Here is a 19,036-nt window from a genome sequence, read left to right as displayed (position 1 = left end):
AATGAGGCTGCGGGAACTCAGTAATGCGCCGTCTGCGCTCCCCGGATCTGCATGAGGAACACCAGCACATCACGCGGCCGCGCTTTGAGTTCTCTGAGGACACGGTAGGTGACCATCTCCGGCTTCCTGACGTTGCCGATCAGCGCGTTCTGATGAGCGGTCGCCCCGCGGGCGGTGATCGTCACGATCAGCGCGTCCGGAAGCGGCCATTTCCTCCACTGGAACTCTCCCCCGATGTCGACGATGCCTGACCACGGGGCTGCGAACTGCCTGATTCGTCCGCCCGGCTTCCACCATGAGGATTCCACGCCCCACTGCGACACGACTACCTGTGGTCGCACAAAGGGAAAGACGAATGCCCACAACACCGCACCCACGCCGAACATCAGCAAGGCCAAGGCGAAGAGCAGCATGAAGAAGAACACCAGCCATCCGCCGAAGTCAGGAGACAGCGGGTTCCAGGTCGAACCAGGTGTGACGGCGAACATGAGGATGATCGCCCCGACGAACAGCCAGCAGACCAGACCCATTGCGAACGTCTTGAACAGGTTCGTCGGCAGCACCACGTGCCCATCGCGCCGCATCGCTGCGTGCCATTGCTCGATGCGACGGCGATCGGCCTTGGCGATCTCCTTGTGCAGATCGGCGCAATGTCGAGAATTGTGCGGTGGAGTTCTCACAGGACGAGTCTAGGCCGAACCTCCGGCTGCCCATCAGAAGCGTCACGCAGATCCTCTGCCCGAAACACCCCGGCGCAATCCCTTGGGCATCCCACACCGGCGGCGGCACACCCACGCGGCAGCGTCACTCCCTCGCGTGAGTCTCACACCCACGCGGCAGTCACAAAACACCGTCGCAGTGCCATATCGCCTCGGTGCAACTGTAGGAGCTGGCACTAGTGGTGACCGATGGCCTACCAGCGGTGCGTTATGACACGAGCGGTGGGGGATGCGCCCCGGCACCCATCCGCACGAAGCGTCAGGCGCCGTGGAGGGCCGGGACGATGAGGTAGACGCCGAGGACCACGACGGCTCCGCAGATGCCGAAGACCGTCCAGTAGGCGACCGGCAGGGCTGAACCGCTGCGGCCCTCGTCGATCCGGTCGAGGTGCGTGGCGCGCATCCGCACGGCGAGGGAGAACAGCGTGATGACGATGATGGCCGAGATCCATGTCGCGGCCGCCACGATGGCGAACGAACTCCACTCGATCATTTCGCGTCTCCCTTATCGCTCGCATCGGCCCGGCTCGCATCGGCCCGGCTCGCATCGGCTCCGGTCGAAGCCGATCCGGTCTTCGTCGCCTCGGCCGGCACTGCCCCGTTCTTCTCCGCACCCCGCGAGGCGCGGCGCTTCTCCTTGGCTGCCCGCTTCTCTTCCCAGGCCGCGTAGCGGGCTTCCCTCTTCGCCTGAGCACGCTTGCGGTTGCGGTCCTTGCGCAGCTTGCGCTTGCGACCGCGGATGTTGACGGCTTCGCCGACGGTGTCGAAGTTCGAGATATCGGTCTCCTCGACCCGACGCGAGCTGAGGTAGATCCACAGCACCACGATGACGGCGACGACCGTGTCGACGATGACGCCGATCGTTCCCAGGTGAGCGATGCCGGCGGCGATCCCACCGACGACGGCGGCGGCGGGAATCGTCAGCAGCCACCCGGAGGCGATCCGTCCGGCCGTCGACCACTGAACGTCGGCGCCCTTGCGGCCCAGTCCCGAACCGAGCACCGAGCCGGAGGCCACCTGCGTCGTCGACAGGGCGAAGCCGAGGTGGGAGGAGGCGAGGATGGCCGCAGCCGTCGACGTCTCGGCCGACAGACCCTGTGCGGCCTTGACCGTCGTCAGCTTCGTGCCGAGGGTGTCGATGATGCGCCAGCCACCGACGTAGGTGCCCAGTGCGATCGCCAGAGCACACGCGGTGATGACCCAGATGTGCGGGCCGGTTCCGTGCTCCTGCAGGTTCGCGGAGACCAGCACGAGGGTGATGACGCCCATCGTCTTCTGTGCGTCGTTCGTGCCGTGGGCGAGTGCCACCAGCGAGGACGAGAAGATCTGTCCGTACTTGAACGGTGCGCGGCGAGCGGTCTTGCCCTCTTCGTTGCGGCGGGTGATCGCGTAGGCGATGCGGGTGCACAGGTAGGCGCTGAAGCCGGCGATGAGCGGGGCCGCCAGAGCCGGGATGACGACCTTGGACAGGAAGACTCCGTAGTCGACGGAGTTGAGTCCGGCACCGACGATGGCCGCACCGATGAGGCCGCCGAAGAGTGCGTGGGAGGAGGAGGACGGAAGACCGAAGCGCCACGTCGCCATGTTCCAGATGATGGCGCCGATGAGACCGGCGAGGATGAAGTCGGGAGTGATCTGCACTCCCCCGCCGCCTTCTTTGATGATGCCGCCCGAGATGGTCTTGGCCACCTCGGTGGAGAGGAAAGCACCGACGAGGTTGAGGATCGCGGCGAGCGTGACCGCGGTCTTAGGTTTGATGGCCCCGGTCGCGATCGGGGTGGCCATGGCGTTGGCCGTATCGTGAAAGCCATTGGTGAAGTCGAAGAACAGTGCCAGTGCGATGACGAGCACGACGACGAAGATGATTTCCACTAATCGACCTTGGGTGTAGACACTATTCGGACCGTGGATGATGCAGCTGACGGCCAGCCATCACTATCCCGCAGAAGTCTACCCACAGATTCAACTGCTCTTCACCCGCAATTCGACCCTACTCCACCTCATTCACCTTTTGTTCACTTTTGACGTGCGCAAACGGGCCCCGCCCGGCTGAGAGTGCAATTCCTCTCACATTCCGAACGGGGCCCGAACCCAGCAGTCCCCTCGCCGAGGCGGCCGCAGGCTCCCGATCTCCGGAATCCGCGGCCCGCCCGCACCGAGGCGGCGCCTCCCTCAGGCGGTCCGAATCTGCTCCGTGACGTACCGATCCGCGACGTACCGATCCGCGACGTCGAGTGCCCGGTCCAGGGCGGCGAGCCCGAACCTGACATCCTCATCCGGGGTGTTGAGCGGCGGCACGACGTGAATCCGGTTGAAGTTCGCGAACGGCAGCACGCCTTCGGCCTTGAGTGCCGCGATGACCTCGTTCATCTCCGGCGAGCTGCCGCCGTAGGCTGCCAGCGGCTCCTTCGTCGTCCGGTCCTTCACGAGTTCGACGGCCCAGAAGCAGCCCATTCCCCGCACGTCCCCGACCGAGGGGTGACGCCCAGCGATCTCCCGCAGACCCGGACCGATGATGTCCTCGCCGAGGCGGTCGGCGTTGCCGATCATCCCCTCGGATTCCATCGCGGTGATCGTCGCGACCGCTGCCGCGCAGGCCAGCGGGTGGCCCGAATAGGTCAGTCCGCCCGGGTAGGCCCGGTCGCGGAAGGTCTCGAAGATCGCATCCGAGATGGCAACCCCGCCGAGCGGGACGTATCCGGAGTTCACGCCCTTGGCGAAGGTGATGAGGTCCGGGGTGACGTCCCAGTGGTCGACGGCGAACCAGCGACCGGTGCGGCCGAATCCGGCCATCACCTCATCGGCGATGAAGACGATCCCGTACTTCGCCGTCAGCTCGCGCACGCCGGCGAGGTAGCCGGCCGGCGGGGAGTAGATCCCCGCGGTGCCCGGAACGGTCTCGAGGATGAGGGCGGCGATATTGTCGGGTCCTTCGAGAGTGATCATGTCCTCGAGGTGGGCCAGCGCCCGCTGCGTCTCCTCGACTTCGGACGTCGAATTGAAGTACGACCGATACGGGTAGGCGGGCATGAAGTGGACGATGCCCTCAGCGGAGTAGTCGTTGGCGAACCTGCGCGGGTCGCCGGTGACGTTGACGGCCAGCTGCGTGCCGCCGTGGTAACTGCGGTAGGCCGAGAGCACCTTCGTCCGGCCCGTGTGCAGCCGTGCCATCCGGATCGCATGCTCATTCGCGTCGGCTCCCCCGTTCGTGAAGAACACATGATCGAGGTCGCCCGGGGTGCGTTCGGTGATGAGCCGGGCCGCCTCGGAGCGGGCGTCGTTGACGTGCTGCGGGGCGATCGTGCACAGCCGGCCCGCCTGCTCCTGGATGGCAGCGACGACTCGGGGGTGCTGGTGGCCGATGTTCGTGTTGACCAGCTGGGACGACATATCGAGCAGCTTCCGGCCCTCACCGTCCCAGACGTAGGAGCCTGCGGCGTCGACGATCGTCATCGGCTCGAACGGCCCCTGCGCCTGCCAGGAATGGAAGACGTGGGCGCGGTCGAGCTCATGGGCCCGTCGCCCGCCGGCGAGGGCGTCCTCGCCGATCCGCGGCTGGGACTCCGTCGTTGTTCGCGGCGAGGCGGCCGCCTCGGCGGGGGTGGTGTCGATCATGGTCATGTCAGTCCTTCTTTCGTCAGTGACCGATGCGCCCGCCGTTGAGCGCATCGGCCGCCGAGGTGGTTCTGTGTGGCGTGGGTGTCAGTCGTTGGTCGGGAAGCCGAGGTTGAGTCCGCCGTGGCTGGGGTCGAGCCAGCGTGAGGTCACGACCTTGCCGCGTGTGAAGAAGTGGACGCCTTCGTCGCCGTAGGCGTGGGTGTCTCCGAACAGCGAGTTCTTCCACCCGCCGAAGGAGTAGTAGCCCACGGGCACGGGGATCGGGACGTTGATGCCGACCATGCCGACCTCGACTTCGTTCTCGTACCGGCGGGCGGCGCCGCCGTCGTTGGTGAAGATGGCGGTGCCGTTGCCGTACGGGTTGGAGTTGATGAGGTCGAGCCCCTCGTCGTAGCCGGGGACGCGGACGACGCAGAGCACGGGTCCGAAGATCTCGTCTGTGTAGATCGACATGTCGGTGGTGACGTCGTCGAACAGGGTCGGGTTGAGGAAGAACCCGTCGGCCGGGGTGTTCTCCCGACCGTCGAGGACGACCGTGGCACCCGCCTCGGCGCCGGCATCGATGTAGCCTGCGACCTTGTCACGGTGGGCGGCGGTGACCAGCGGCCCCATATCGGGCTCGGTCGCACCATCGCCGATGCGCAGGGTGCGGGTGCGCTCGGCGATCTTCGCCACGAGCTCGTCGGCGATCGAATCGACGGCGACGACCACGGAGATCGCCATGCACCGCTCACCGGCGGCGCCGTAGCTGGCGTTGACGGCGGCGTCGGCGGCGAGGTCGAGATCGGCATCGGGCAGGACGAGCATGTGGTTCTTCGCTCCGCCGAGCGCTTGGACGCGTTTGCCGGCGGCGGTTCCGTTCTCGTAGACGTACTTCGCGATCGGGGTCGATCCGACGAAGGACACCGAGGCGACGTCGGGGCTGTCGAGGATCGTGTCGACGGCTTCCTTGTCACCGTGGACGACGTTGAACACGCCGTCGGGCAGGCCGGCTTCCTTCCACAGCTCTGCGAGCCAGTTCGCCGCTGTCGGATCCTTCTCCGAGGGCTTGAGCACGACGGTGTTGCCGGCGGCGATGGCGACGGGGAAGAACCACATCGGGACCATGGCCGGGAAGTTGAACGGCGAGATGATCGCGGAGACGCCGAGCGGCTGACGCAGGGAGTGGACGTCGATGTTCGTCGAGGCGTTCTCCGTATGACCGCCGCGCAGGTGTCCGGCGATGCTGCAGGCGAATTCGACGACCTCCTGGCCGCGCGCGACCTCCCCGAGGGCGTCAGAGACGACCTTGCCGTGTTCGGCGGTGATGATCTCGGCCAGCTCCTGCTTCCGGGCGTTGAGCAGTTCGCGGAAGTTGAAGAGGACAGCGGTCCGCTTGGCCAGGGACGTGTCGCGCCAGCCGGGGAATGCGGCAGCCGCAGCGGCGATCGCCGATTCCACGGTGGCCTTCGATCCGAGTGCCACCTGTCCGCTGACGACGCCGGTGGCGGGGTTCGTGATATCGCCGAGGCGGGTGTCGGTGTCCGCTGTGACGGTCTGTCCGTTGATCCAGTGAGAGAGCGTTGCCATGGAGTGTCCTTCGTCGTCGATGTGTCGGTTGAGTTCATCCTCTGTCCGCACCGCCGATCCCGAAAGTATCAGAATGTCAGAAATTTCCGCCCTGGCTTTACACTGTGTCAATGGACACTGCGCAGGAGTCGAGTGGAGAAGCGCTGAGCATCGCCAGTCTGCTCGAGTTCGAGGAGATCAGGGCCGCAGAGCCTGATGTGCTCGCCGGCGACGCGGGTCTCGGTCGGACGATCCGGTGGGTCCACATCGCCGACTCCGAACACGTCGAACGCTTCCTCGAGGGCGGGGAACTCGTGCTGACCACCGCCACGACATTCCGCCACTCGCAAGCGGCGATGTCGGAGTTCCTCGACCAGCTCGAGCGCGCAGGGGCTGCCGGGACGATCATCGAACTCGTCGATGACGACTCCGAGCCCGATGCGGCGGCCGGGACAGTCGTCCGGGCGTCCGCCTCCGAGCGCGACCTGCCTGTCGTCGTTCTCTTTCGCCGGGTGAAGTTCGTCAGAATCACCGAGCTCGCGCACCGGAGCCTTCTCGCGCAGCAGATCTCGCGGCTCGAACATGCCCGGGAGATCCATGAGACCTATACACAGCTGAGCCTCGATCGGGCAGGGGTTCAGACGATCGTCGACCGCACGGCCGAGCTGTTGGGCACAGCGGTGGTCCTCGAGGATGTTTCGCATCGTGTTCTCGCTCATTCCGGGAGCGGTTCGCACACGCTGACGCAGAAGTGGATGGATCTCGTCACCGGAGCGAGCACGGCACCCGGCGGTCACGCGCCGGCGCAGTGGCGGCAGACGCCGGTGGGGCTGCGTTCTCGCCGGTGGGGTCGGCTCGTCGTGCCCGGCGCGGCTGAGTCCCTCGCCGATCTCGATCAGGTCATCGAACGCGCCGGTGAAGCCCTGACGCTGACTCGAATGGCCGATCGTGATGAGCAGGATCTGCTGCTGCAGGCCCAAAGCGGACTGATCCGAGAGATCACGGACTCGGAGGGCTTCGACGAATACTCGGCACGTCAGCGCGCCCGCTCATTGGGATTCACTCCCGCCGACAAGGCCGAGCTGACCCCGGTGGTCGTCCGCATCGATCGGCAGACCGACACCGATCCGACTCGCGTGCAGCTGCAGGAGCGGGGCCTGACGCAGGAGATCGCCTCCGCCGCCTCGCGCCTCAATATGTGTCTGCTCATGACGAGCCTGCAGTCGGGTGTTTTCGGGTTCGTATTGGGGCCTGGTCGCGAGAGAAACCGACGATCGCAGCCCCGGCGGTCTCTGCTTGCGGGCGACGAGTCCGATGAGGTGAGGGACAAAACCGATGCGGCGGGAACCGTGCAGTCGAGTCCGCGCGGCACCGCGGAGGCCGACGACCGCCTCAACCGCCTTCTCGCCGAGCTCGAGGAAATCGCCGCGAGCTGGGTGGTCGGCGTCGGTCGGAGCAGCACCTCCCTGCTTCGTGCTGTCACCGGTCTCGAAACGGCTTCCCACGTCGCCGAGGTCGCATCGACGCTCGATGTGCGCGAGCGTTCGTTCTATCGCTCGTCCGACGTTCGCATTCGCGGACTGCTCTCCCTGCTGGCCGAGGACTCGCGGGTCCGGGCCTTCGCCGAGGGAGAGCTGGGACCGCTGCTCGCCGATTCGACCGGTGATGACGGACGTCGGGGCGGTGTTCTGCAGTCACCCTCGGATTCCGCAGACGAGGAGCTGCTCGATTTCCTCGAGCTCTATCTCTCCCATGGTGGCAACAAGTCGGCGATGGCGCGGGCCGGGCACCTGTCCCGGCCCGCACTCTACGCCCGGATCACGCGACTGCAGGACCGCCTCGGCGTCTCGCTCGATGACGCGGAGTCGCGCACGGCACTGCACGTGGCCCTGCTGTGGTGGCGGATGTACGGCTGAACTCAGGCAACTCGTGCGTATTCTCCCGCCCGCAGCTTCTGCCAGTAGTCGTCGAAGTCTCCGCGAATGACCTTCGCGAGCAGGTAGAGGCCGATGCCGTTGCAGATCGCCGGCAGGAAGAACACCGAGTCGGTGAAGACGATGACCGGGCCCAGCGACACCGATGCTCCGATGACGGTGAAGCAGAGAAAGACGATCTTGTAGACGTTCTCCGCGGATTTTCGATCACCGAAGAGGTAGCCGAATCCCTTCATCCCGTAGAAGGTGTTGCTCAACACCGTGGAGAAGGCGAAGAGGACGACGGCGACGGCGAGCACATAGGGGAACCACTCGGCGACTGTCGCAAAGGACTGCGAAGTCAGCGTGACGCCGCTGACGGTATCGGGATCCGCCGTTCTCCAGACTCCGGTGATGACCACGACGAGCGAAGTCATCGTGCACACGATCACGGTATCGACGAAGGGTTCGAGCGAGGCGACGAACCCTTCGGTCTGCGGACGATTCGTCCGCACGGTCGAGTGCGCGATGGGAGCATCGCCCACGCCTGCCGAATTCGAGTACGCCGCCCGCTGGAAGCCGACGATGAGCGATCCGATGACTCCTCCGGCAACACCCTGCGGGTCGAAGGCACCGCCGAGGATCTCTCCGATGGCGTGCGGGATCGCGGTGAAGTTCGCGGCGAGGACGACGAGGCAGCCGACGATGTAGAGGACCGCCATGGCCGGAACGAGGACTCCGGTGACCTTGGCCAGGGACTGGATGCCGCCGATGATGACGAGTCCGGTGATGACGGCCAGGATGACCCCGAGCAGCCAGCGGTTGTCCGACAGCCACGTGCCGAAGGCTCCGGTACCGGAGACCTCGACGAGCTGGGCGACGGCCTGGTTCGTCTGGAAGGCATTGGTGCCCAGAGCCGCAATCATCATGAAGAACGCCCAGAGTGCGGCGAGGATCTTGCCCAGCCTGGCCTTGCCGAGCTCGGCAAGGCCGTCCCGGAGGTAGTACATCGGCCCGCCCGAGGTGGTTCCATCGGCGTGGACGCGGCGGTATTTGACCGCGAGGAAGCACTCGGCCATCTTCGTCGACATCGCGAAGAAGCCGGCGACGACGAGCCAGAAGGCCGCCCCGGGCCCGCCGATGCTGATCGCGACGGCCACACCGGCGATGTTTCCCAGGCCCACGGTCGAGGACAGAGCGGTGGCCAGTGCCTGGAAATGGCTGACTTCGCCGACCGCATCGGCGGTGGTGTAGCGGCCGCGGACGAGGTCGATGGCGTGCTTCATCCCGCGGACGTTGAGGAATTTCAACCAGAGGGTGAAGAAGACACCGAGCGCCACGAGCCACAGCACGATGATCGGGACCTCGGTGCCGAAGACCGGCAGCGGGAAGAACACGACGGATTCGACCGCCTCGGCGAAGGGCCGGAAATACTGCTCGAGGAAGGCATCGATCCCGGCGGGAGGGGTGCTGGAGGCCTGTATCACGGGACCACCACCACCGGCACCGGCGCGTGGCGGACGAGACGATCGACCGTTGAGCCGAAGATCGCATTCCGCAGATGGGACTCTCGGGTGCGGGCGACGACGATCATGTCGTAGTCACCGCTCTGCCCCAGATCCGCCAGCACCTCGGACGGGCGCCCGTGAAGGACCTCGGATACGAGTTCGATCTTGTCCAGATGCCCCTCGGCCTCGGCCCATTCGGTGATCGGGTCGAGGGTCTCGGCTTTGGCGCGCTCTCGTTCGCGGACCACCTGTCCGGGACGCGCCTCGTTCTCGACAGTGGTCGGGAAGGCGAACTTCGACCAATAGACGACGTGTGCGATGGCGACTCTGCCTCCGGTCAGCGCTGCACGCTCGATGGCGAACCGCGCCGCTCGGACCGAATCCTGGCTGTGGTCGACTCCGACCAAAATCGATTCCATGTTCACCCCCTGTCTCTTCGTCGAACACTGACGACGGCATGTTCTGCCGACGTCCAGGTCAAGGAACCGGTAGACAGTTTGTCATACAATCAGAGCGGAGGCGAGAGGATTCTGCAAAATGGAGGAATCACCCAGCTCCCACCCGCCTTCCGCAAAGGCGGCGCACAGGCCCTTTGTTTCTGGTGGGAACTGTCGCGATCAGCCGATTCGCATGATCAGACGGCATGAAAAGGCGGGAGCCCACACCGGAGCACGGCTCTGCCAATCCTCACTCGATTGTCCGACAAGCGACCTCTACGCCACATCGGAGCGCGGGCACGAGAAGACTCCGCCGAACAGCTCGACGGGACGGCGCCGACATCGACCGGATGAGGTGCTCCAAGGCCACAGGAAAGCGGCATCGAGACCCTCGAAGGCGCAAGTCAGCCGAGGGGCACGCGGCTCGAGGGCACTCGAGAAGCGCGCGGCTCGAAGTCGGCGCAGGTCAATCGAACAGGGAGCGGATCGTGTCGGTGACGGGGATTCCGCGGTCGGCCGCCTCGGCGCGATTGGCGTAGCGACGGTCACCGGGCTGACGGTCCATGCCCGCGTCGCGGAGCATGTCGACGAAATCGCGGACTCGGTCCAGGTAGGCGTCGTTGCCGCCGCGTTCGGGGTCGATGACGATGAAGAGCTGGCCTGTGCGGAAGGTGTGGGCGCCCTCGGGAGCCTCCGCGTCGACCTCGTAGGTGAAGGCCCCGCCGGTCAGCCCTGCTGCCAGCGTTTCGATCATGAACGACAGCAGCGCGCCCTTGTGCCCGCCGATCGGACGGATGCCGCCGCCGTCGAGGATGGCGTTCGGATCCGCGGTGTCCGCGCCGGTCGAATCGACTCCGGTCCCGACCGGAACGTCCCGGCCTTCGGCACGCAGCAGCTGCAGGTCGCCATGGGACATCGACGAAGTGGAGAAGTCGAAGACGACGGGGTCCCCATCTGCCACAGGGGTGGCGAAGCCGAAGGGATTCGTGCTGAAGACCGGCCGCGTCGCCCCCTCGGGGACGACGGCGAGCTTGCCGCTGGCGATCATGCCCATCGCCACCCGACCGTCTCGAGCGAAGGACTCCAGATCGGGCCACAGGGCACTGAAGTGGTGGGTGTTGCACAGGGCGATGACGGCGACGCCGGTGTCGGTCAGCGCCCGGTCGATCGTCGGCCGCGCCTCGGCCAATGCCGGCTGGGCGAAGCCGTTGCGTCCGTCGATGCGGATATAGGAGGGACCTACGACGTCGACACTCGCCTCCGCAGCACCGTCCGCCCAGCCGCGGGTCAGAGAATCGAGGTAGCCGGCCACCCGGAAGACACCGTGGCTGAGAGTGCCGTCCCGTTCACAGGTGGCGCAGTTGGTCGCCAGCACTCTCGCAACAGCCGAGGAGGCTCCTGCCGCGGTGAGTTCGGCTTCGATGGCCGCGACGAGATCGTCGAAGGCGATTCGATCCGTCCCTGAGGCTTCCCCGGTCGAGCCGGTCATTCCGCTGGCATTCACTCGAGGGCCTCCACCACATTCGACGTCGATTGTCTGACAAGGCACCGTCAGATTGAGCGCGGCGCCCTCAATGTAACTGTTGTGTGTCAAATTGTCTCACATGTGTCGCAAATCACGAAGACTCGCTATAGAGTGAATTGTATGACACTTGACGGTTTGAAGTGTCGCTTCGCGCCGACGCGGAGTCCCGTCGACACATCCGGCACCCTGGTCCGATGACCGTACCGGGGCATGACGAAGAGAGACAACGATGTCCAAAACCAGTCAGATCATCATTGCCATCGTCGGGGTCATAGTCCTCGCCCTCGTCGGTGGCTACTTCGGCGCCGGCTTCCGCTCAGGTTCCGGAGCAGGCGGCACCGAGAACGGTGCGTGGATTCAGAAGATCAAAGACCAGGGCGAGCTGCGGGTCGGCATCGCCTCCGCCCCGCCGATGACCGGTGAGCAGGAAGACGGCAAGATGGGCGGTCCCAACGTCCTGCCGCTGCAGAACCTCGCCAAGGAGATGGGTGTGAAGTTCACCCCGGTGGCCGCCGAGTGGTCGAAGATGGTCTCCGGCCTCCAAGCCGATCGCTTCGATGTCGGCGCTTACCTCGACGCCACCTCGGAGAGATCTCTGGCCATACAATTCACCGATCCGGTCTACACCTACGAAGGAGTCTGGATCGTCAAGGCCGACTCCGGCCTCAAGTCCACCGAAGACATCGTCGATTCGGGCAAGGGCGTCGCCGTGGCCACCGGCACCTCCTATGAACGACGGGTCGAAGATCTCGGTGTCGACATCGTCAATGCCGAAGCGATTCCGCAGTCGATCTCGGCGATGGAGGCCGGACGTGCAGTGGCCGCCTTCGGCGATCTCCCGACTCTCGCCGATGCCGCCCAGAAGAACAAGTCCCTGAAGATCGTGCGCCCCAAGCCGGTCATCTTCAAGAGCGATTCGAACTACGGGGTCAGTCCCGACATCGACAACCGTTCGCTGCAGGTGATCAATATCGCGATCCAGAACGCGAAGAACGACGGTTCCTTCCAGGCTGCTCTCGACAAGGCCGGAGTTGTGGACCCCAACGACCTCGGCGACCTTGAGATGAAGTGATCAGCAGGTTCGACGAGGAGTCATCATGAACTACCAATTCGATTGGACCGTCGTCACGAGCAACTTCCCCCGGCTGCTCGATGGTCTGGTGCTCACTCTTGAGATCGCAGTCATCGTCATCGCGCTGAGTATGATCCTGGCGATCCCGGTGGCATTCCTGCGGATGTCGAACATCGAAGTGGTGCGCTGGCTGGCCCAGCTCTACATCGAGATATTCCGCTGCACACCGTTGCTCGTTCAGCTGTTCTGGGTCTACTACGCCCTGCCGACACTGACTGGCATCACCATCCCCGGGACGATCTCAGCCATCATCGCGCTCACCCTCAACCTCACCGCTTTCATGGCCGAGGCCTATCGAAGCGGATTCCAGGCGGTGCCGCCTGAACAGGTCGAGGCGGGCAAGATGCTCCGGCTCTCCCGGTTCCAACAGATTCGCTACATCATCGTGCCGCAGGCACTCAAACAGCAGTTGCCCGTGATCCTCTCGCTCAACATCTCGCTGTTCAAGGACACGGCTCTGGTCTCGACCATCGCCGTCGCCGATCTCATGTTCACTGCGAACAAGATCTCGACCGAATCGTACCGGGCGCTCGAGATCCTCACCGTGGCCGCGCTGATGTACTTCGTCATCGCGTTCCCGGCATCGCTCATCCTCAGCAAGATCGAACGGAATCTCATGGTCGGAAGCAGCGTCAGGAAGAAGAAGGGACTTGCAGTGCAGATGATGCCCGGCGGGAAAGTGAAGGTGAAGCCATGAATGAGACCTCGACTGCCGCTGCGGGTTCGCCTCCGAGCGACGACAGTCAGACGAGCACGTCTCGCGCACATGCCGGCCGAGCGATCTCGGCGAACATCGGCGATGTGCTCGTCTCCTGCCGTGGTCTGCGCAAGAGCTTCGGCGATCGGGAGGTGATGAAGAGCATCGACTTCGATATGCGCGCGGGCGATATCACCGTCATCATCGGCCGTTCGGGATCGGGGAAGTCGACTCTGCTGCGCGCGATCGCCGGTCTGACCGACCCGGACGATGGGGAGATGACCTTCGACGGTGAAGTGGTCTTCTCGGAGCAGAAGCGGACACCGGCCTGGAAACAGGTCGACTCCCATGTGGGCATGATCTTCCAGAGCTACACATTGTGGCCCCATATGGACGTGCTCAAGAACCTCACACTGGCGCCGAGGAAGCGCCTCGGCATGTCCGAGAGCGAATCTCTCGAACGCGCCGAGAAGGCCCTTGCCGAGGTGGGGATGTCCGATCACATCCGGTCGAAGCCCGTCCAGCTCTCCGGCGGTGAGCGCCAGCGGGTGGCTATCGCCAGGGCGCTGATGATGCAGCCGAAGCTGCTGCTCTGTGACGAGATCACCTCGGCGCTCGATCCTCCGGTCGCCGCCGAGGTCCTCGATGTCCTCCGCCGGCTCAAGGAAGAGGAGGGCATCGCCGTCGCACTCGTCACCCACGACATGGCCTTCGCCTCGAAGGCCGCAGACCGTGTGGTGTTCTTCCACGAAGGAGAGATCGCGGTGAACGCGACGCCGGACGAGGCTTTCAACCACACCGAAGACCCCGAACTGAAGAAGTTCGTCGAAGCGGTGCGGTTCTGAACCGCAGCTTGGGCCCCGGGACCGCACGGACTCGGGGCCCATGCGCTTCAGGCGGGCAGGTCGTTCACGAGCGGAAGTCAGCGCACGTAGTCCGCGCCTGTGACGTCGATGGTCGAGCCGGTCAGGTGGCGAGCCCGGCTCGAGGCGAGGAACGCGACGAGTTCGGCCACATCTTCCGGCGGGGTGACTTCGCGCAGGGGCAGACCCGCCAGCACTTCGTCCGATACGGCTCCGGCCGCCAGTCCGGTATCGACCCAGCCCGGTGCGATCGCATAGGCACACACACCGAGGTGGCCGTAGCCGCGCGCGATCCCCTTCGTCAGGCTGAGCAGACCGGCCTTGGCCGCACCATAGGCCAGGTGCTCGGCGTCGTCGCCGCGATGGGCCGAGCGGCTCGTCATGTTGATGACCGCTCCCTCGCCCTGTTCACGAAACGTCAGCAGTGCCTCCCGGCAGAGATCGGCCGCGGAGAGGAGGTTGAGCTGCATGTTCGCGTCCCACCCCTCTGCCCACGCTTCGTTCCCATCGGCTCGGGCGTCCTCCGCTTCGAGCGGTGAGGCGATCCAGGCACCGGCATTGTTGACCAGGGTGTCGACTCCGCCCATCGCCGAGGATGCTGCTGACCAGACCTGGGTCGCAGCTTCGCGGGTGGACAGGTCGCCGTGGACGAGGTGGACTCGATCGCCGAGTTCGGAGGCGAGCGCCTCGGCGCCGGTTCGGTCGGAGTTGAAATGGACGGCCACCTCAGCGCCGTCGCGGTGGACGGCACGGGCGATCGCGGCGCCGATTCCCTTCGACGCTCCGGTGACGAGGATCCGTCTGCCCTGCAAGGGGCCGGTCGTGTGTTCAGACATGGTCTCTCCTGTTTCCGGGGAATGACTGCCCCACCGTGTGAGGCTGCGGTTCATCCCACCTGCTGAGCTCCGGCGATTTCGACTGCCGCACCGGAGATGAACGAGGCACGGTCGCTGAGCAGAAACGTCGTGAGTTCGGCGACCTCGGAGGGTCGACCGAGGCGCCCGAGCGGAATCGACGAGGCGAGTTCCGATTCGGCGATGCCGTGGTCATCGAGCTTCTGCTGCAGCATGGGGGTGAGGATCTCACCGGGGCAGATCGAATTGGCCCGCACCCCGTGTGCGCCGAAATCCCGGGCCAGGCTGCGAGTCAGCGACACAACGGCGGCCTTCGAGCTGTTGTAGGCGATGTGCCCGCCCGCCGGCTGCAGTCCCCACTGCGAGGCGATGTTGACGATCGACGCAGACTCGGCAGTCTTGAGCGAGGGCAGCGCCGCCCGGCACAGCCGCATGACGGCGTCGACGTTGACGGCATAGGTCGCCGCCCAATCGTCCTCGTCGATCTCGAGCAGGTCACCTCTGCGCATCACCCCGGCGCAGTTGACGAGCCCATCGACGGCGCCGAGGCGGTCGGCCACCTCGGCGATCAGCTCCGCGCAGCCGACGGACTCGGAGAGGTCCGCGAGGAACGGTAGGACCGTGTCGGCCGGGATATCGTCCGGAATCGCGGGTTCGACACGGTCGACTGCGGCCACCCGAGCTCCCTGCCTGGCGCAGGCGGCGGTGATGGCCGAGCCGATGCCGCCGGCCGCCCCGGTGACGATGATCGTGCGATTCTGCAGTTCCATGAGTGGCCCTTCTCCTGCCGTTCAGTGTCCTCAGCCGTCGGTGCCGGCCGTCGTCCGACCGACCCCACGGCCCCAGATGTCGCCGACGGTGTAACCGGCGGGGAACGGATCATCGGCCTCGACGACAAGCTGTTGGAAGCCGGTGATCCATCCGCGACCGCTGATCGACGGGATCACGGCGGGCAGTCCTTCGAGTGTCGTCGTCTCCTTCACCTCGGCGGTGAACGTCGTTCCCATCATCGATTCGTGGACGAACTCCTGCCCCACAGCGAGCTCACCGCGAGCATGTTTGGCGGCCACGCGACCACTCGTGCCTGTTCCGCACGGAGAACGGTCGAGGGTGCCCGTCCACGTACTCGGGTCGTCGAGAGCGACGACGCCGCTGGGCAGCACGACGGCATTGCGACCATCGGTGCCGGCGGTCCGGGCGGGTCCGTGGAGCATCGGCAGCCCGATCCTGTCGATCTCCGGGATGAGCGGATGCCGGACGTCGAACGCCTCGTTCGCCGCCTGCAGCAGCACGCTGCCCGCCCGGATGATCTCTTTCGCATTCTCCGCTTCCAGATCCACTCCGAGGTTCTCCGCCGCGGTCTGCACGTAGAACTGGCCCCCGAAGACGACATCGACGGGGACCGTTCCGTAGCCCGGCACGTCAAGAGGCAGATCCAGTCCGTGGACGAAGGCCGGCACATTGTCGAAAGTGACCTTCTTCGCACGGCCGTCGACCACCTCTGCGCGAGCGGTCACGACACCTGCCGCCGTGTCGACACGCAGCTCGGTGACAGGCTCGGTGACGTCGACGGAGCCGGTTTCGACCAGGGCCGTGACAGTGCAGATGAGATTCGACCCGGACATCGGTTTGAACCCGCCCTGCTCCATGACGATCATCCCGAAGTCACAGCTGGGATCCGTCGCAGCGACGACGATCGGCGAACACAGACCCGGATAGCCGCGCGGCTCCTGCAGGATGAGGGTTCGGAAAGCCTCGAGATTCTGTTCGCAGTAGCGCAGCTTCTCGGCCATGGTCGAACCCTTGACCCTCAGGTTCGAGCCGAGGAGGACTCGGCCCGGTTCTCCCGCGGCATGGACATCGACGGCTTGGATGATCTGTCTGTTCTTCACGCTTCCTCGATTCAGGAGCTCCTGCCGGTCTCTGTTCGTCTCAGGCGACGACTGTGACGCCTGCGTCACGGAGCAGACCGCGCAGCTCGTCGACGTATTCGTCGGCCAGCGGCAGGATCGGCGACCGGGTCGGGCCGGCGTCGACGCCGACGAGAGCCGTTCCCGTCTTGATGGCACCAGCATAGTTGTGCGACTCGAGGAAGACACAGATCGGATTGATCTTCGCCCACAGCTCGCGACCGCGATCGAGGTCCTTATCGACGACGACGGCCTGATAGAGCTCGGCACAGAGACCGGGGATGATGCTGGCGGCGCCCCAAACTCCCGCTTCTGCACCGAGGGCGAAGGCGGCGAAGGTCAGTGTGTCCCAGCCGTTGAGCGCCTGGATGTCCTCGGCCTGGTCGAATCGGACCTCGGTGAACTTCGGGAAGTCTCCGCCAGTGTCCTTATAGCTGGTCGCCCCTGTGCGACGGCCGAGCTCGCCCAGCTGTTCGGCGCTGAGTTCCACCCCGGTCGCGGCCGGGATGTTGTAGTACATGATCGGGATGTCGACCGCCTCGGTGACGGACGCGTAGTGGGCGATGAGAGCGTCGAAGTCGGGAGCGTCGTAGAAGGGCGGGACGATCATCACGGCGTCGGCACCGGCGTCTTTCGCGTCGCGCGTGAGCTCGATCGTCTCAGCCGTGTTCAGGGCTCCGGTGCCGGCGACGACAGGCACGCGTCCCGCCGCGGCGTCGATGTAGGCGCGGTTGGAGGCTTTCCGCTCTTCGACGGTCAGGGCTGTGAATTCCCCGGTGGATCCGCCGGGCACGAGGCCGTGGACTCCGCCTGCGACGATGTGATCGACCTGGCGGCGGATGCCGTCGACGTCGATGGCCGATCCGTCGGCGGTGAACGGGGTGACGACGGCGGCGAGGACGCCGGTGAACTGCTGTGTGGTCATGGATCTCTCCTGCTCTGTTCGGAAATGTGCGGTGTTGGGGTCGAGTGGTGGTGGGACCGGGTGATGATGGCGGCTGGGTCGTCGAGGAGGCGAAGCAGTCTGCGTTCAGAAGCGGTTCGGGGACACGCGATCGAGAAGGTCGTCGGGCAGAGTCGAACCGCCGTCGGTGATGAGTCCGGCGAGCAGCCGGGCAGAGCCGGGTGCCAGTGTCAGGCCGAGCATCGAGTGTCCGGAGTTGATATACGCATTGTTCACGGAATCGATCCGGCCGATGGCGGGGAGGCCGTCCGGGGTCATGGGCCGCGACCCGGCCCACGGGGCCTGTTCGCCGGCGCCCTCGCCCCAGTCGCGGAAAGCTTCTTGAGCAGACCGGCGGATCGCGCCGACACGGACGTCGTTGACCCCGTCGTCTTTGCTGCCGAACTCCATCGTGCCGGCCAGCCTGAGCATGCCGTCGAGCGGTGTGACGGCGACGCGAGCGTCTTCGAGTGTCAGTGATGTGCGCAGCTGGATCGGGGCCGGTGAGTAGTCGATGCTGTAGCCCTTGCCCGAGTAGATCGGGAGCTTCTGCCCGAGTTCGGCCGCCATGGCACCCGAGGGGACCCCTGCGGCGATGACGAGCGCGTCGGTGCTGATGACCTCGGCGTCTGCGGTGACAACGGCGGTCACGGCGTCGCCGGAGCGGATGAAGCGTCCGACACGGGTGTTCTCCCGCACGACGACGCCGAGATCAGCGAGTTTCGCGAGCAGGCCCGCCGTCAGGGAGTCGGGTTCGATCTGCCGGTCGGCGGGGAAGAAGAGACCGTGGCGGATCCGGTCGCTCAGTGCCGGTTCGGCCTCGCGGACCTCGTCATCGTGCAGTCGCTGCGGTCGGTGGCCTGCGGCCTCGAACGCGGGCAGGCTCGCGCAGTGTTCGTCGAAGCGCTCCCGAGTCTCGAAGGCCAGCAGCACACCGCGGTCGTGCATCTCGAAGTCGATCCCTTGAGTCTGATACTCGTCGAAGAGGTCGTTCGCGTCTTCGCCGAGGCGGAGGTGGAGGTCCAGCCCGGCTTCGAAGTCACGCGCGTTGCAGTGTGTGGCCATCTGCAGCAGGAACTTGAGGTAGCCGGGAGCAAGCGACGGGCGGATCGACAGCGGGCTGTCGGGTTTGAGCATCCACCGAATTCCCTGGAGCAGAACCCCGGGGGCCGGGACCGGGGTGCTCTCGGCGATGGCGATCTTCGCGGCGTTTCCGTGGGAGGCGCCGGCTCCGCAGCGTCCGGCTTCGATGACGGTGACGTCATGGCCGCGCCTGGCCAGCTCATAGGCCGTGGTCAGCCCGACCACGCCTCCTCCGACGATGACAGTCCTCATTCGGTTCCCTCCATTGGTGTCCTGGCTGTCATTC

The 19,036-nt window shown here is 65.5% G+C and carries 17 protein-coding genes; 4 read left to right on the top strand and 13 right to left on the bottom strand.

Annotation, left to right across the window (positions count from 1 at the left end; all coding sequences use genetic code 11):
- Positions 1–17 precede the first annotated feature (17 nt).
- The 5 genes from GUY37_RS02245 to GUY37_RS02225 form a co-directional block, all read right to left on the bottom strand.
- Entirely contained in the window at positions 18–680 is a 663-nt protein-coding gene (locus tag GUY37_RS02245) for a hypothetical protein (RefSeq protein ID WP_166821689.1), read from the bottom strand.
- A 298-nt stretch (positions 681–978) separates the two neighbouring features.
- Positions 979–1,212 carry a hypothetical protein gene (locus GUY37_RS02240; protein WP_166821686.1) on the bottom strand — a complete coding sequence of 78 codons (234 nt, stop codon included), beginning with the start codon at positions 1,210–1,212 and terminating at the stop codon, positions 979–981.
- Entirely contained in the window at positions 1,209–2,591 is a 1,383-nt protein-coding gene (locus GUY37_RS02235; protein ID WP_166821683.1) for an inorganic phosphate transporter, read from the bottom strand. Before GUY37_RS02235 ends, GUY37_RS02240 begins: the two co-directional genes overlap by 4 nt.
- Positions 2,592–2,891: 300 nt before the next feature.
- Positions 2,892–4,340: an aspartate aminotransferase family protein gene (locus GUY37_RS02230; RefSeq protein WP_166821680.1), complete on the bottom strand. Its 1,449-nt coding sequence runs from the start codon at positions 4,338–4,340 to the stop codon at positions 2,892–2,894.
- 81 nt (positions 4,341–4,421) lie between these two features.
- A complete protein-coding gene (locus GUY37_RS02225; RefSeq protein WP_166821677.1) occupies positions 4,422–5,906 on the bottom strand; it encodes a CoA-acylating methylmalonate-semialdehyde dehydrogenase in 1,485 nt (494 codons plus the stop codon).
- A 110-nt stretch (positions 5,907–6,016) separates the two neighbouring features.
- On the opposite strand from GUY37_RS02225, the gene GUY37_RS02220 reads away from it, so the two are divergent.
- Entirely contained in the window at positions 6,017–7,801 is a 1,785-nt protein-coding gene (locus GUY37_RS02220; protein ID WP_166821674.1) for a PucR family transcriptional regulator, read from the top strand.
- A gap of 2 nt (positions 7,802–7,803) precedes the next feature.
- On the opposite strand, the gene GUY37_RS02215 is transcribed toward GUY37_RS02220, so the two are convergent.
- The 3 genes from GUY37_RS02215 to GUY37_RS02205 form a co-directional block, all read right to left on the bottom strand.
- Entirely contained in the window at positions 7,804–9,285 is a 1,482-nt protein-coding gene (locus GUY37_RS02215) for an alanine/glycine:cation symporter family protein (protein ID WP_228278304.1), read from the bottom strand.
- A complete protein-coding gene (locus GUY37_RS02210) occupies positions 9,282–9,725 on the bottom strand; it encodes a universal stress protein (protein ID WP_166821671.1) in 444 nt (147 codons plus the stop codon). The genes GUY37_RS02215 and GUY37_RS02210 overlap by 4 nt, the downstream gene beginning before the upstream one ends.
- Positions 9,726–10,209: 484 nt before the next feature.
- Positions 10,210–11,232 (bottom strand): Ldh family oxidoreductase, encoded by a 1,023-nt coding sequence (locus GUY37_RS02205; protein WP_166821668.1) that lies wholly within the window; start codon positions 11,230–11,232, stop codon positions 10,210–10,212.
- A gap of 265 nt (positions 11,233–11,497) precedes the next feature.
- Here GUY37_RS02205 and GUY37_RS02200 point away from each other — a divergent pair, with 265 nt between their 5' ends.
- From GUY37_RS02200 to GUY37_RS02190, 3 genes are read left to right on the top strand one after another with little or no spacing between them, the layout of a single operon-like run.
- Positions 11,498–12,340 carry a substrate-binding periplasmic protein gene (locus GUY37_RS02200; RefSeq protein WP_166821665.1) on the top strand — a complete coding sequence of 281 codons (843 nt, stop codon included), beginning with the start codon at positions 11,498–11,500 and terminating at the stop codon, positions 12,338–12,340.
- A gap of 25 nt (positions 12,341–12,365) precedes the next feature.
- The gene (locus GUY37_RS02195) at positions 12,366–13,097 is read left to right on the top strand and encodes an amino acid ABC transporter permease (RefSeq protein ID WP_152346952.1); all 732 of its coding nucleotides are present in this window, start codon (positions 12,366–12,368) and stop codon (positions 13,095–13,097) included.
- Positions 13,094–13,942, top strand: coding sequence for an amino acid ABC transporter ATP-binding protein (locus GUY37_RS02190; RefSeq protein WP_166821662.1), 849 nt, complete (start codon positions 13,094–13,096; stop codon positions 13,940–13,942). The genes GUY37_RS02195 and GUY37_RS02190 overlap by 4 nt, the downstream gene beginning before the upstream one ends.
- Positions 13,943–14,019: 77 nt before the next feature.
- On the opposite strand, the gene GUY37_RS02185 is transcribed toward GUY37_RS02190, so the two are convergent.
- From GUY37_RS02185 to GUY37_RS02165, 5 genes are all read right to left on the bottom strand, one after another.
- Complete coding sequence (locus tag GUY37_RS02185; protein ID WP_166821660.1) at positions 14,020–14,796, bottom strand: SDR family NAD(P)-dependent oxidoreductase; 777 nt, start codon at positions 14,794–14,796, stop codon at positions 14,020–14,022.
- A gap of 50 nt (positions 14,797–14,846) precedes the next feature.
- Positions 14,847–15,584 carry an SDR family NAD(P)-dependent oxidoreductase gene (locus GUY37_RS02180; protein ID WP_166821657.1) on the bottom strand — a complete coding sequence of 246 codons (738 nt, stop codon included), beginning with the start codon at positions 15,582–15,584 and terminating at the stop codon, positions 14,847–14,849.
- 30 nt (positions 15,585–15,614) lie between these two features.
- On the bottom strand, positions 15,615–16,706 hold the full coding sequence (locus tag GUY37_RS02175) for a proline racemase family protein (protein WP_166821654.1): 1,092 nt from the start codon (positions 16,704–16,706) through the stop codon (positions 15,615–15,617).
- Positions 16,707–16,746: 40 nt separating this feature from the next.
- Positions 16,747–17,649 (bottom strand): dihydrodipicolinate synthase family protein, encoded by a 903-nt coding sequence (locus GUY37_RS02170; protein ID WP_166821651.1) that lies wholly within the window; start codon positions 17,647–17,649, stop codon positions 16,747–16,749.
- A 105-nt stretch (positions 17,650–17,754) separates the two neighbouring features.
- Positions 17,755–19,002, bottom strand: a complete 1,248-nt coding sequence (locus GUY37_RS02165; protein WP_166821648.1) for an NAD(P)/FAD-dependent oxidoreductase — start codon at positions 19,000–19,002, stop codon at positions 17,755–17,757.
- Positions 19,003–19,036: the final 34 nt, after the last annotated feature.

Source organism: Brevibacterium limosum, assembly GCF_011617705.1.
Classification (GTDB): Bacteria; Actinomycetota; Actinomycetes; order Actinomycetales; family Brevibacteriaceae; genus Brevibacterium; species Brevibacterium limosum.
The sequence above is the reverse complement of the archived record's forward strand: the minus strand, read 5'-3'. Positions and strand labels throughout refer to the sequence as shown.